Raw genomic sequence first — 14,101 nt, forward strand, 5'->3', positions numbered from 1 at the left:
TATCATAGCGAGGACATGAATCCGAACCATATTGATCAAGACTCGGGGTTTGACCCTGAAGGCGACGCGCCACACGGTGCCGAGTACGGCTACACCAAGCCCAGCAAGAGCATGCTCAAGCGCGAAAGCGCTGATCTGCAGGCGCTGGGCAAACAGTTGCTGGAACTGCCCGACAGCCGTCTGAAAGACCTCGACATGCCCGAGCGGCTGCGCGATGCGCTGGACGCCTGGAAGAAAACCAAATCTTTCGAAGGCAAGCGCCGTCAACTGCAGTTCATCGGCAAAGTCATGCGCGGCGTGGATGCAGAACCCCTGCGTGAGGCCGTTGCCGCCTTCCAGTTGGGCCATGCCCGCAACGCCCTGGCTTTGCACCAGGCCGAGCGTTGGCGTGCCGAACTGTTGGCTGAGAACGACAAGGACGCCTTGAATCGCTGGGTCGACACCTATCCAGGTACCGATCTGCAGCAGTTGCGCACCCTGATCCGCAATGCCCGCAAGGACGCCGCCCTGGAGCCGGAAAAGCGCAGCGGCCGTGCCTACCGCGAGATATTCCAGTACATCAAGCAGGTGATGGAGACCCAGGCGGCCGTACCGGTCACGCGCACCCACACCGACGATGACGACGACATGGAAGACTGACATGGGCCAGCCGAACAACGCGTTCGAAGCCGTCCGCATCGGCGTGGTGTCCATCAGCGACCGCGCCAGCACCGGTGTCTACGAAGACAAGGGTCTGCCTGCCTTGCAGGACTGGCTGGGCAGGGCGGTGCGCAACCCGGTGACCTGGGTGCCGCGCCTGATCGCCGATGAGCGCGAGCTGATCGCCCGGACCTTGCGCGAGCTGGTGGACGAGGAAGGCTGCCACCTGGTGCTGACCACGGGCGGCACGGGCCCTGCGCTGCGCGACGTGACCCCCGAAGCCACGCTGGACGTGGCCGACAAGGAAATGCCGGGCTTTGGCGAGCAGATGCGCCAGATCAGCTTGCGCTTTGTGCCCACGGCCATCCTGTCGCGCCAGACGGCGGTGATCCGCAAGCAGGCCCTGATCCTGAACTTGCCGGGGCAGCCCAAGTCCATTGCAGAAACACTCGAAGGCCTGCGTGACGAAGAAGGCAAGTCCATCGTACCGGGCATTTTTGCGGCGGTGCCGTATTGCATCGACCTGATCGGCGGGCCTTACATCGAGACCAACGCCGCAGTGTGTGAAGCTTTCAGGCCGAAGTCCGCACGGCGGCCAATTCCAGCTTGACTGCCTCGATGACCCGCTGACGGAACCACAGGTTGGTCGGGTCGTCGTCCAGCGAGGCGTTCCAGTACAGGTGGGCGTCCAGTTGCGCCGCTGACAGCGGGAAGCTGTGCAGGGCGTTGTCGAAATGCTGGTTGGCCACCCGGGCGTACTGCTCGGGCATGGTCAGCAGCATGTCCGTCTGGCTGACCACGCGGCAGCCGGCGAAGTAGTGGCGGCAACGCAGGCCGATCTGCCGCCTCAAGCCCTGACGGCTCAGTTCGTAATCCTCCAGCCCCAGGCCCTGGCGACGGGCAGACACGAGCACGTGCGAGGCGTCCAGGTAGGTGTCCAGGCGCAAAGGGCCTTTGCCGATGATGGGGTGATCGGCCCGCGCCACCACCACCAGCTTGTCCAGCACCAACCGGGTGTGGTTGACCTCGGCCGAAACGGGCAGGGCGATGTCGACCGCCGCATCCACACGCCCTTGTCGCAGCGCGTCGGCAATATCGTGCCGCTCTACCTGGATGCTGTTGACGCTGATGCCCGGTGCATGCAGCCGGATGTGCGCCATCAAGCCGGGCAGGGTGAGTGACTCCAGGATGTCGCGCATGCCGATGGTGAAGACGCGGTCCGATCGGTTTGGTTCAAAGCCTTGTTGCGCGCCCTTGATGCCGGTTTGCAAGGTGCTCAAAGCCTGCCTCACCGACATCGTCAGGCCTTGCGCATAGGGTGTGGGCAGCATGCGCCGGCCTTGCCGGATGAACAAGGGGTCACCCAGGGCCTCACGCAGGCGGGCCAGGGCGTGGCTCACCGCTGGTTGGCTCAGGTGCAGTTCACGCGCGGCGGCGGTGAGCGAGCCGGTCTGCACGATGGCGTCGAACACCAGGAACAGGTTCAGGTCGATCTTGCTCAAATTCATTTCATGAATGTATCTGAATTCACATAATTCATTTGATTCATCCTTGGTGGGTTTCTACACTGGCGCGCACCAGCGAAACAGTCAGAAAGAGAGCAGCCCATGGACTTCGGATACTCACCCCGTGCGAAGGAATACATCGAGCGCGTCAAGAGCTTCATGCGTGATCACGTGATCCCGGCTGAAGAGGCGTACCACGCGCAGATGAGCGGCTCGGCCGACTGGCGGCAATGGCGTCAACCGGCCCTGATGGAAGACCTCAAGGCCAAGGCCAAGGCCGCCGGCCTGTGGAACCTGTTTCTGCCGGACCCGCACCACGGCGCGGGCTTGAAGGTGGCTGAATACGCGGCCCTGGCCGAGTTGATGGGCTACAACACCATGGCCGCCGAGGTGTTCAACTGCAATGCGCCGGACACCGGCAACATGGAAGTGCTGCACATGTACGGCTCGCCCGCGCAGCAGGACCGCTGGTTGACGCCGCTGCTGGCCGGCCAGATTCGCTCGGCCTTTTGCATGACCGAGCCCGATGTGGCTTCGTCGGACGCGACCAATATGGAAGCCACGGCCGTGCCCGAGGGCGATGAGGTGGTGGTCAATGGCCGCAAGTGGTTCAGCTCCGGCATCGGCCACCCCAACTGCAAGATCCTGATTTTCATGGGCCTGACAGACCCGACGGCCGAGCGCCACAAGCGCCACTCCATGATCCTGGTGCCGCTGGACACCCCGGGTGTGAAAATCGAGCGCATGCTGCCGGCCTTTGGCGTGTACGACGAGCCCTTCGGCCACGGTGAGGTCACCTTCGACAACGTGCGCGTGCCCAAGGAAAACATCATTGCCGGCCTGGGCCGCGGTTTCGAGATCGCGCAAGGCCGCCTGGGCCCAGGGCGCATCCACCACTGCATGCGCGCCATCGGTGGCGCCGAGCGCGCATTGGCCCTGATGTGTGAACGTGGTGACAAGCGCGTCGCGTTTGGCAAGACGCTCAACCAGCTGGGCGGCAATGTGGACGTGATCGCCAACGCGCGCATGGCCATCGAACAGGCCCGCCTGCTGACGCTCAAGGCCGCGTGGATGATGGACACGGTGGGCGTGAAGGCGGCCATGAGCGAGATTTCGCAGATCAAGGTGGTTGCACCTAATATGGCGCAGGTGGTGCTGGACGCGGCCATCCAGATGCACGGTGCACTGGGTGTCACGCTGGACACGCCTTTGAGCACGCTGGCGGCCTATGTGCGCACCGTGCGCCTGGCCGATGGCCCCGACGAGGTGCACCGCAAGGTGGTGGCCAAGTTCGAGCTGGCCCGGCAACGCGCGGCGCGTGGCGAGGCCTGAGCCCCTGAAGAGACCAACAAGGAGACAAGCAAGATGAGCGAGAAGTTGATCGACGCCGCAGGCAAGGTGCGCGCCGGTGAAGAAGTGGACCTGGCCCGTGTGAGTGCCTACCTGCGCGCAGCCGGCCTGGAGCTGCAAGGCGAGCCGCAGCTCAAGCAGTTCCCGGGCGGGGCGTCGAACCTGACTTATCTGCTGAGCTATGACAACCGCGACCTGATCCTGCGTCGCCCGCCGTTTGGCCACATCGCCAAGTCGGCCCACGACGTGGTGCGCGAGGCCCGCATCATGCAGATGCTCAAGCCCGTGTACCCGGCCGTGCCCCATGTGTACGCCATCTGCGAGGACGCGGAGGTGATCGGCGCGCCGTTCTATGTGATGGAGCGCCTGGTGGGTGTGATCCCGCGCCAGAACTTGCCTGAAGAGCTGGGCCTGGATGCGCCCAAGACGCGCCAGCTGTGCCTGAACGTGCTGGACAAGTTGATCGATCTGCACATGCTCGATACCAAGGCCACCGGCCTGGACACCCTGGGCAAGGGCGAGGGCTATGTGGCACGCCAGATCGAAGGCTGGAGCAAGCGATTCCGCGCCGCGCGCACGGATGACGTGTCCGACTTTGAATCGGTGATGCAATGGCTGGCCGAGAAGCAGCCCAAGCAGGAGGTGGCGATCTGCCTGATCCACAACGACTTCCGCTTCGACAACGTGGTGCTGGACATCGCCGACCCGATGAAGGTGATTGGCGTGCTGGACTGGGAAATGGCCACCATGGGCGACCCGTTGATGGACCTGGGCAGCTCGCTGGCTTACTGGGTGCAGGCCGACGACGATCCCTTCATGCTGGGCTCGCGCCGTCAGCCCACCAATGCGCCGGGCATGCTGACGCGCAAGGAAGTCATTGACTATTACGCGCAGCGCACGGGCTGGAGCGTGGCCAACTTCGATTTCTACGAGGTGTATGGCCTGTTCCGCCTGGCCGGCATCGTCCAGCAGATCTACAAGCGCTTCAAGGAAGGCAACGCCCGCAACCCGGTGTTCGCCACCTTCGGGCCGTTTGCGAACTACCTGGGCCAGCGTTGCGAACGCATCATTGCCCAATCGTCTTTGTGAAGTGCAGGAACCCCTCTCAACATGAGCATCCCCAACACCTTTGATCTGAGCGGCAAGGTTGCCCTCGTCACCGGCGCCAGCCGCGGCATCGGCGAAGCCATCGCGCGCTTGCTGGCTGCCCACGGTGCACACGTCATCGTCTCCAGCCGCAAGGCCGAGCCTTGTGAGACTGTGGCGCAATCCATCCGCGACGCGGGCGGCAAGGCTTCCGTCATCGCCTGTCATGTGGGCGAAATGGTCCAGATCGACAGCACCTTTGCGGCCATCGAGCAGCAGTTTGGCCGCCTCGACATCCTGGTCAACAACGCCGCGACCAATCCCTATTTCGGGCACATCAGCGACACCGATCTGGGCGCTTTCCAGAAGACCGTGGACGTGAACATCCGCGGCTATTTCTTCATGTGCGCCAAGGGCTCGAAGTTGATGGCCAAAAACGGTGGTGGGTCCATCATCAACATCGCGTCGGTCAATGGCGTGATCCCGGGCATGGCGCAAGGCATCTATTCGATCACCAAGGCCGCCGTGATCTCGATGACGCATGCCTTCGCCAAGGAGTGCGCGCCGATGAAGGTGCGTGTCAACGCCATCCTGCCGGGGGCGACAGATACCAAGTTCGCCTCGGCGCTGACCACGAATGACGCCATCCTCAAGGTGGTGATGGCGCACACGCCGCTCAACCGTGTGTCCGACCCCAAGGAGATGGCCGGTGCCGCCTTGTACCTGGCCAGCGATGCCGCCAGCTACACCACAGGCGCCTGCCTCAATGTGGACGGCGGCTACCTGACGGCTTGATTCAGGGCGACAGGCCTGGAGGGCTTACCGCATGGCCTGCACATTGGCCTCTGGCAAGGTGTCGGCAAAATCGGCTTGCATCGCCGGCTGAGTGGGCGGTGGTGCTGCCGGGCGTCGCGTTGCGGCCTGCCGTGTCTGGCTGTGGATCTTGCGTGCAGCTTGCATGGGCAACCACAAGGCCGCTGTCCAGTAGCTAGAGCGGATCAACTCTGCCAGCAAGAGGCTCAGGCTCACGCTGGTCAACCAGCTCAGCGTCGCGATCAGCCAGGGATCTGCATCTTGCAGCACCCATGTCCAGGCATGGCGCCCCAAGGTCTGCAAAGGCCAGTGGAACAGCAGGATGAAAAGGCTCTCGCGGCCGCACCGGCTCAGGGTGGTGCTGGCAAGGGGAACGCGCGACAAGCCATTGGCCACGGCCATCACCAGGGTGATGCCTGCCAGTGAGCTGACCATGTACGAGATGACGTACTCGGCCGATGATGGGTCAACCGAGCCCGATTGCAGCAGATACTGCGCTGTCAACAGAGCCCCCAGCGTCGCGACGACGAGTGGCCACGACATCCGCCAGGATGTCCATATGGACCGTGTCATGCGACCCAGCATGAAGAACGCCAGGTTTTTGGGGATCGCTTCCAGCTTGAAGGGCGCGCCAGGTACCAGGCCGGTCATCCATATCCCCACATAGAGCGCCAGGGTGATGGCCACGATCTTCGTGCCGGGATGCCAGTTATCGAATCGGCCCTTGCTCAGCAGCACGTGGCCGCTCATGAAGACCAACCAGAGGTGCGGCAGGTACCAGAGGTAATAGATCCAAGGCAGATAGTGGCCGCCACCAGCAAGGATGCCCATCACCAGCGAGGCCGGGTCGGTTTCGCCGATCGCCATTCTGGCTGGGGCCTGCAATAGGGCCATCACCACAAAGGGTTTGAGCAGGGCGTCGGCTTTTTGATGCGCCAGTTGCCAGAAGCCTTGTTTGAGGCTGATGAAGGACCCAGCCACAAAGAACATCATGGGCATGCGGATGGACCACAGCGCATGGTTGATCACGGTGTCGGTGAATTGGGCGTTATGTCCCCATACAACCAGGATGATGCACAACCCACGAGCGATGTCCACGGATTGAATCCGCATGTGTCCACTCCTGCTTTGTCTTGTTTGGCAGGAGTGTGCGGCTAGGGGCAGTGTTACCCCTTTGCCTTGTTGTAAGCATTGCTACGGCAGGCTACGCCTGGCCCTGCAATGGTGTCAGGGCTTACAACTGTGTCGCGCAGAACGTGAACTCAAACCAGGCGGTTGAGTCCTTCGGCGTCGAAATGCTCGGTGGTCTGCGCGTCTGTGGGCAGGCAGGTGCGTGCGTCTTCGGTCTGGGCTTCCTTGGCCAGTTTGCCGATGGCTTCCCACAGCAAGGTGATCTGGTGCTCGTGGCCTGAGGCGTGGTCGATCAGGCCGCGCAGTGCTTGCGACAGCGGGTCATCGCCCTCGGTCACACCATAAGCAGAAAAGCCCATTCGGGCCGCCAGGGCCTCGCGTTCGGCCTGCTTTTCATCCAGCACAGTGGCCTTGGCGACGATGATGCGAGCGGGGTTGCCCACCGCTGTGGCGCCGGGCGGCACAGGCTTGGTCACCACGGCATTGGAGCCCACGCGGGCGCCGTCACCGACCGTGAAGCCGCCCAGCACCTGCGCGTTCGCGCCGATGATGACGCCCTGGCCCAGCGTGGGGTGTCGCTTGGCGCCCTTGCTCAATGAGGTGCCGCCCAGGGTCACGCCCTGGTAGATGGTGCAGCCGTCACCGATCTCGGCGGTTTCGCCCACGACCACGCCCATGCCGTGGTCGATGAAGACGCGCCGGCCCACCTTGGCGCCAGGGTGGATCTCGATGCCGGTGAAGAAGCGGCCCCAATGCGAGATCCAGCGGCCCAGCCACTTGAGGTCGTGCGTCCAGCACCAATGCGCGAGGCGGTGCATGGCCAGGGCGTGCAGACCGGGGTAACAGGTCAGCACTTCCCAGGCGGTGCGGGCCGCGGGGTCGCGTTCAAGGATGCAGGCGATGTCTTCTCGCAGTCGGGCGAAGAGCATGAATGTGCTTATGCGGTTTTCAGATGCAGGAGGTCGAGTTTACCGGGGCGTTCAATAACCGGACAGACATGAGGTGTCGGGCTCAACGTGGTAAGGGCAAGGTGCCAGGCGCATGCGCCGCGAATCAGGACTTGTCGATGATGGCCTTGGCAATGCCCCGCAGGATGTGGATCTCTTCCTGGCGCAACTCGGCCCGGTTGACCAGTTGGTTGAGGCGGGGCATGAGCTTTTTGGGCGCGGCCGGGTCCAGGAAGCCCAGCTTGATCAAGGCCTTCTCCCAGTGTGCCAGCGCGCCTTGCACCGCGCTGCCGCTGGCCAGGTCGATATCCGGCGTGCGGGCTTGCACGGCAAAGGCACCCAGCGCCTGGCGCCATTCGTAGGCCAGCACCTGCACGGCCTGCGACAGGTTGAGCGAGCCGTAATCCGGGTTGGTGGGGATGCTGATGACCGCGTTGCAGCGGTACACGTCTTCATTGGCCATGCCGTAGCGCTCGCTGCCGAACACGAAACCAACGCGGTGCATGGGCGTGCTCGTTGCCAGTTTGGCCAGGCCTTCACGCGGGGTGATGGTGGGCGGGCCGAAGTCGCGTGGCGTCATGGCCGTGCCGATGGCATAGGTGATGCCATCCAGCGCTTCGGCCAGGGTGTCCACGACGCGTGCACGCACCAGGATGTCGGCGGCGCCGCTGGCCAGGGCCACGGTTTCCTCCTGGATCAGCACATCGTCAAAGCGGGGGCGCACCAGCACCAGGTCGGAAAAGCCCATCACCTTCATGGCACGGGCGGTGGCGCCCACATTGCCAGGGTGGCTGGTGCCGATCAGGATGAAACGTGTGGGATCGCGCTGGCCCGAATGCCCGGGTGGCGCGTGAGGAGATGAGGCTTGCATGGCGTGGGAAATCTTCATGAGATATCGCACAAACATGCGATAAGCCCTTGATTCTCATCGAAATCGCTGAAAAAGGGGGTGCAAAAACAAATGGGCTTCTATACAATGCTCGATTCTCGCTCGTTCTTTGATCACCGCTGCGCCCCCATCTCCCTGCCTCGACGCTGTCTGGCTGGTGCTGTTCACCGTTCCGCGCTGTTGCCGCCCTTCGCTGTTGAAGGCGGCCCGTGCGTTCTGACCGTGTAGCCCATGCCTTGTCGTGGTGGTTTTTCTGGTTTCCAAGGTCCACCCATGTCTCAAGCCCTGCATCCCATGCTCAACATCGCCATCAAAGCTGCTCGCGCAGCCGGGGCGATCATCAACCGGGCCTCGCTCGACATCGAGCGGCTGACAGTGATCGCCAAGTCGCACAACGACTTCGTGACCGAAGTGGACAAGGCAGCAGAAGACGTGATCATCGCCACAATCCTGGAGGCCTACCCTGGCCACGGCATCCTGGCTGAAGAATCGGGGCGTGAACACGGCGCCAAGCACAGCGACTACGTCTGGATCATCGATCCGCTCGACGGCACCACCAACTTCATCCACGGCTTCCCCGTGTACGCGGTCTCCATTGCGCTGGCCTTCCGTGGCCAGGTGCAGCAGGCCGTGGTGTATGACCCCTGCCGCAACGACCTGTTCTACGCGTCCAAGGGCAAGGGCGCCTACATGAATGACCGCCGCATCCGCGTGTCCAAGCGCACGCGCATGCTCGAATCCCTGATCGGCACGGGCTTCCCCTTCCGCAAGGGCGACAACTTCCAGCGCTACATGAAGATGTTCGAAGAGGTGATGGTGCAGTGCGCTGGCGTGCGCCGCCCGGGCGCCGCTGCGCTGGACCTGTGCTACGTGGCTGCCGGTTTTTATGATGCCTTCTTTGAAACCGGCCTGAGCCCCTGGGACGTGGCCGCAGGCTCGCTGATGATCACCGAGGCTGGTGGCCTGGTGGGCAACTTCACGGGCGAGCCCGACTTCCTGTACCAGCGCGAGATCCTGGCCGGCACGCCCCGCATCTATGGCCAGATGGTCAAGATCCTGGCGCCGTACACCCGCGTGATCGCCGATGCTGGTGCGCAAGCTGAAGGCGCCGAGGGCGGTGAAGACGAGGGCGAATCCGATCCCGAAGACGATGCGCTGATCCAGTCGCTGCAGGCGGCCGAAGACGCGGCCCAAGCGGCCAAGGCAGCAGAGCCCGCAGCCCCCAAGCGCACGCGCATCACGGCTGCAGCCAAGGCTGCCGAGGTTCGCCAGGACAAGGGCGACGCGCCGTTCTGATCTTGCAACTCGCGGGCGGCGTCGGGATGGCGTCACCCGTGAGTGACTCACGCGCAACTCACGCGTTATGCTGGCGCCTCTTCACTGACGCCTGCCTCATCAATCACCTCTGTCCCAGTCATGGACTTCAGCGCGCACACGCCCATGATGCAGTAGGGTCTGCTGAGGCAAATTTGCGAGGTCACCTTAAAACCTATACTAAAACCTATACCTAGGAGGGGCTGCTTGTGCAGCTTGGTGGTGAACCGGCCTAGAGTCGGTTTTTTCATTTTGCGCCCTGCGTGAACTCTCTGCCGCTGGTGCAAGACCCGCCGTAACCTGGTCCCAGCGAACGACGCGAAGCGCATCGATGTTAGCGAGCGATTTTGGGGCCGCCAGCACAGTAGCTTGATCTCATGAAGTTCATCTACGGCTGATGCCCGCTATTCGGTTGGCTGCGAATTCCAGTTGAAAGCGCAATCCATTCCGATTCAAAGCTACCAGTTAGACCAGTACTCGCAAGGCCAGCAGTTTGACAACGACTGGTCATCCGCGGTCATCGACATCTCTGCTGTGAAGGTCCAGTCTAGGCTGTGAGCGGTCAGCCACGAACGACTGCTTTGAGTCAGCTCTTCAGTACCTCGAACGATAGCCATGCTGGCCGAGTAGCCGAAGTGCCCAAGGGGCTGAGTGCAGCCCGGCGCCGAGCCGAGCAAATGCGTGAAGATCATGGTGGTGGCCACATCGGCGTGCCCCAACAGATCCTGCACCGCACGAATGTCACAGCCATCCTGCGGCCGTTGCTTGGCGAACGAATGTCCCAGCCCATGCAGCGTTGTCGGTTTGCCGCTATCTGCGGAAAAGAGTCAGACTAATTGCCAACTTGGCACGCAGGAGCCTCACGCCCCATTTTTTGCCGATACGCTGGCCGAGGTGGCTCCCGATGTAGCAGCAAGAACGAACAGAGATCATGGCCTTCGAATTCCAGACCCATGCCAAGCGGCACTTTGAACACTACGCCCCGACGTCGCGGGATGCCGCATCGGGAGTCCCTCTCATAGCGCAGAGCATGCGAACCGGCCGGTTGGAGTGGCGGCAAATTCAGAATTCCCCCTGCGTCGCACTGCTCGGCGAACCCAACATTGGCAAGAGCCGCGAGTTCGAGCATCAGCACAAGCTCCTGAAGGACCAAGGAACCCGCTCGATCATTACCAGGCTGAAGGACTGGCTCCCTGCCGAGAACATCCTGGAGACCGAAGCGGAGCTCAGGGCGGCGCTGGACAGCGGCGAAGAGTTCCACTGGTTCGTCGATGCCCTCGATGAGGGTCGGCTGCAGTGGCCAGAGCTTTTCGCGGGCCTGTTCCGGCTGCTGCGAGACCTGCAGAAGGAGGGCAGGCTGGGCCGCATGAGGCTACGCCTGTCGTGCCGCGCGAGAGAGTGGAAGCAGCATGAGCAGGAACGCCTAGCAACGCTGTTCGAGGACAACATGCACGAGCATCCAGGCATGGTCGTGGTGCGCATGTTGCCGATCGACGAGGCCTCGGCCCGCGAGCTGATCGCGGAAAAGCTCGGGGCCGACATTCAGGTTCAGCACTTTCTGGATACTTGCCAGTCCAACAACGTGCTGGGCCTGGTGGGCTTCCCACTTTTGCTGGCGTCCAACCTCCTGTGCTCGGTGGCTGCCGGCGACTACGCGGATCGACTGAAGTCAGGCGTCGCGCTATCGCCGAAGAATGATCCCGAAGACGAGATCGCGGGTGCGCTGCTCACCGGGCTGTATCCCGAGCACATGTCCGTCGACGAGGCGCTGGCGCTGTTCCATGTGCCGCGATCGGCCATGCAAGGGAAGCGTTTCAAGGACTTCTGGAGCAAGGCGTTCTGGGCGGACCACCTCGACGCGGACCAGCGGCAGCACGCCCTCCAGGCCTTCGCCGATGCGTTCCAGCAGTTCGACAATCTGGCCGCCGGCGCGCCGGAAGCGGACCATCAGCGGATCTTGGGCGGGATGACGCGCGGCGTACGGAGTGTGTTCGAAGCGTTCTGCGAGCAACTCAAGGCAGAGGCCGAGGCGCCAGGGAGGGACCTCAACATCCTGGGGCCCTGGTTGCTGACCGCGTCAAACTGGAGTCGGCGTTACATGTTGCTGGCACCGCAGCCACTGAGCGCAGCGTCGGATGCCGGCCAACTGCGCGCTGAAGTGCTGCGCTGGGCCGCGGCGGCTGCACCGAAGGACCGAGACCTTCGGCCAGCATCGGACATTCCGTACTTCCGGGACGCGTTCGGCATCGCCGACCTTGATCTCCTCATAGATCTCATCCGCGACCACGTCAAACAGCCGAGGATCAGCGTGCCAATGTTTTCCGCGGTGCTGGGGCTGTGGATGTCGTCGGCCAGCAAGGAAAACAGGCAAGACTTGGGTCTCGTGGCTGGACTGTCGCCTGAACTCTTGGCGGCTGCCGAGCAGTTCAAACGGGCCAGGCTCCAGAGCGAGGAAGAAAAGCTGGCCTACGCCGAAATGCTTGAGGCGGAGGCGACCGACCAAGGCGAATCGCCGCATCGTCCTCTGGACAGCGCCGAGATCGAGGCTATCAAAGCCGGCAGCGTAGACAGCCTGTTGGAGCAGCTCATACATTCCAACACCGATATCGCATCGCAAGAGTTCTCGCAACGCCTGGAGAACCTGCCCGTTGCCACGAAGGATGCAGCCAAAAAGGGTGCGCTGGCCGCATGGACCGCCTTCTCTGATTCATCGGTGCTGTGGTCGCGAAATCACGTTCAGAACACGTTTAGCGTCTCGCCGGGTGTGCTGTCGGCCGTCGTGGGGTTCTGGCTTTACTGCAAGACCCTGGACAGCGATGACGATCTGCAGCTGACGCCATCTCAGGCAGAACTGGTGATCTGGATGGCTCGAGAATCCTACACCGAGTTTGAGCGCTTACTCGGCGCGGTGTGGGCACGCTCGAACGCCGTGGCACGGTCGCGGCTTCAGGCGTTGCTTGAGGTCGAAGACCAGCAGAGTCCAGCCGTCGGCCAGACCCTCTGGGACCGGCTCAGGGACCGCGTCAATCTACCGCCCGACCTCGTTGATTTTGTGAAGGCCTTCGCGTTCGGACACCTCGAGGCGAAGAGTACCAAGGTGCGGGGACTGGTTTTCGCGTTTCTCCGCCGACACGCCAATGCGGCGCAACTACTAGGCCTGGTCCCTTCACTGGAAGCGGCCGGCCTGGCCTGGGTGGCGGACCGCTTCGACGGGCCGGCAGAAGAGCCGGCCCTTCGATCGCTCGCTATGGCGTGGCTGATCGATGGCGAGGCCATCGGCAGGTTCGGGTCCCGCGTATTCTCGGGGCCCAACCACCTGAGGCGCGCGCATGCGTTCACCAGCGCGATCAGCGATATCACCCAGCCCGGTCGCATCCCGTTGGGCTGGGCGGAGCCGATCGACGTGGAATCTCTGGGCGGCCTGGTACCGCACTTGTACTTCAAGGACGAGAAGGCCCAGGCAGCGACCATGTCTGGCATGAGCATGTTGGGGCGGGACCATGTCTTCCGCCGGATGCTCGAAGCCAAGGACGATGGACCGCAGGTTCTCCGACTCTTAGCGAAGTGGAAGAACGATGAGCGTTTTGGGGATTGGCGCTCGTACCTCACCGACGAACACGCCAAGTTGCAGCGACGCCTGTCAGAGGAGGCATGGAGCCCGATGGACCGGGACGCTGCGGCCGCCCTGCTGCGCTGGCAGGGCAACGTGGTCAGGGGCGCGCGCGACGTCGTGTACTTCATGGATGAGCTGATCGAGACGAAGTTGGCGCCCTCGTTCCGCACGGACCACTCCCTGACGCCGCTGCTCTGGGGCAAGAAGGACGAGAACGACCCCCGCGACGAGAAGGATGTGCCTGCGGACTATGGTGAAGGCCTGTATGGCGAGAACGGCTTGATGCGGGGTGTGGTGGTCTTCGTCCCCTTTGACGAGCGCGGCGTCAGCAAAGGCAAGCCACTCGAGAAATTGGGGCAACGCCCACTTCCTCAAGGGGAAATCTTCTTTGATGAGGTGCACGTTCCGCGTCGCTATGTGTTGGGAGATGAGGGGGCCTTCCAGGGGCAGTTTTTCGGGGCGTTCACCTTGGCCAACATGGAAATGGCGTGCGTGTTTTCAGGTCTCGCAAGAGCTGCATTTGAGCAGGCATTGGCCTATGTCCATGAGCGTAGGCAAGGTGGGGCCTTGCTCATTGAGCATCAGCCTTGAGCAACAATCTCGGCAAGCCGCTTCGCAGCGCAAGGAGTCTGTCGTCACCAGCAGGTGTATGGGGGGTATCGGCCGTCAAGCAGCCGCTCCGCTGAACAGTTCGACACGAGCTGACGCCCCACTGGCGCGACCTTCCCAGGCTTCCGAGGTTGCGAGGGACTGTGCTTGCGGCAGACTATGTCGTCACCAAGCAGGAGAAGCGTCTTCGTGGCATCGGCGCCAG

Annotated in this window: 11 protein-coding genes and 1 pseudogene; 7 read left to right on the forward strand and 5 right to left on the reverse strand. The window is 62.8% G+C overall.

Going from position 1 to position 14,101, the window contains the following annotated elements:
• Window positions 1-15: 15 nt before the first annotated feature.
• Window positions 16-639 carry a ribosome biogenesis factor YjgA gene (gene yjgA / locus HY019_RS14310; protein WP_290693240.1) on the forward strand — a complete coding sequence of 208 codons (624 nt, stop codon included), beginning with the start codon at window positions 16-18 and terminating at the stop codon, window positions 637-639.
• Between the two features lies 1 nt (window position 640).
• Window positions 641-1,249: a molybdopterin adenylyltransferase gene (gene mog, locus HY019_RS14315; RefSeq protein ID WP_290693243.1), complete on the forward strand. Its 609-nt coding sequence runs from the start codon at window positions 641-643 to the stop codon at window positions 1,247-1,249.
• Here mog and HY019_RS14320 read toward each other — a convergent pair.
• Window positions 1,212-2,147: a LysR family transcriptional regulator gene (locus HY019_RS14320; RefSeq protein WP_290693246.1), complete on the reverse strand. Its 936-nt coding sequence runs from the start codon at window positions 2,145-2,147 to the stop codon at window positions 1,212-1,214. The genes mog and HY019_RS14320 overlap by 38 nt on opposite strands.
• Window positions 2,148-2,246: 99 nt before the next feature.
• Between HY019_RS14320 and HY019_RS14325 the strand changes: the two genes are divergently transcribed.
• Genes HY019_RS14325 through HY019_RS14335 form a run of 3 tightly spaced genes read left to right on the forward strand, consistent with a single transcriptional unit; the run spans window position 2,247 to window position 5,375 of the window.
• Window positions 2,247-3,476, forward strand: coding sequence for an acyl-CoA dehydrogenase family protein (locus HY019_RS14325; protein ID WP_290693249.1), 1,230 nt, complete (start codon window positions 2,247-2,249; stop codon window positions 3,474-3,476).
• Between the two features lie 33 nt (window positions 3,477-3,509).
• Entirely contained in the window at window positions 3,510-4,583 is a 1,074-nt protein-coding gene (locus HY019_RS14330) for a phosphotransferase family protein (RefSeq protein ID WP_290693251.1), read from the forward strand.
• Window positions 4,584-4,604: 21 nt separating this feature from the next.
• A complete protein-coding gene (locus tag HY019_RS14335) occupies window positions 4,605-5,375 on the forward strand; it encodes an SDR family oxidoreductase (RefSeq protein ID WP_290693254.1) in 771 nt (256 codons plus the stop codon).
• Window positions 5,376-5,399: 24 nt separating this feature from the next.
• Here HY019_RS14335 and HY019_RS14340 read toward each other — a convergent pair whose 3' ends face one another.
• The 3 genes from HY019_RS14340 to HY019_RS14350 form a co-directional block, all read right to left on the reverse strand.
• Window positions 5,400-6,506 carry an acyltransferase family protein gene (locus HY019_RS14340; protein WP_290693257.1) on the reverse strand — a complete coding sequence of 369 codons (1,107 nt, stop codon included), beginning with the start codon at window positions 6,504-6,506 and terminating at the stop codon, window positions 5,400-5,402.
• A 149-nt stretch (window positions 6,507-6,655) separates the two neighbouring features.
• On the reverse strand, window positions 6,656-7,453 hold the full coding sequence (gene cysE, locus HY019_RS14345) for a serine O-acetyltransferase (RefSeq protein ID WP_290693259.1): 798 nt from the start codon (window positions 7,451-7,453) through the stop codon (window positions 6,656-6,658).
• Window positions 7,454-7,577: 124 nt separating this feature from the next.
• Entirely contained in the window at window positions 7,578-8,342 is a 765-nt protein-coding gene (locus tag HY019_RS14350) for an RNA methyltransferase (RefSeq protein ID WP_290694207.1), read from the reverse strand.
• 291 nt (window positions 8,343-8,633) lie between these two features.
• Between HY019_RS14350 and HY019_RS14355 the strand changes: the two genes are divergently transcribed.
• Window positions 8,634-9,656, forward strand: a complete 1,023-nt coding sequence (locus tag HY019_RS14355) for an inositol monophosphatase family protein (RefSeq protein WP_290693262.1) — start codon at window positions 8,634-8,636, stop codon at window positions 9,654-9,656.
• Window positions 9,657-10,345: 689 nt separating this feature from the next.
• Here the strand turns inward: HY019_RS14355 and HY019_RS14360 are convergent.
• Window positions 10,346-10,480 (reverse strand): annotated as a pseudogene (locus HY019_RS14360) (tyrosine-type recombinase/integrase); the annotation flags it as partial.
• A gap of 125 nt (window positions 10,481-10,605) precedes the next feature.
• Between HY019_RS14360 and HY019_RS14365 the strand changes: the two are divergent.
• Window positions 10,606-13,878: a hypothetical protein gene (locus tag HY019_RS14365; RefSeq protein WP_290693265.1), complete on the forward strand. Its 3,273-nt coding sequence runs from the start codon at window positions 10,606-10,608 to the stop codon at window positions 13,876-13,878.
• The last annotated feature ends 223 nt before the right edge of the window (window positions 13,879-14,101 follow it).

The sequence above is a fragment of the Aquabacterium sp. genome (assembly GCF_016195855.1).
In the GTDB taxonomy this organism is placed as follows: domain Bacteria; phylum Pseudomonadota; class Gammaproteobacteria; order Burkholderiales; family Burkholderiaceae_C; genus Aquabacterium.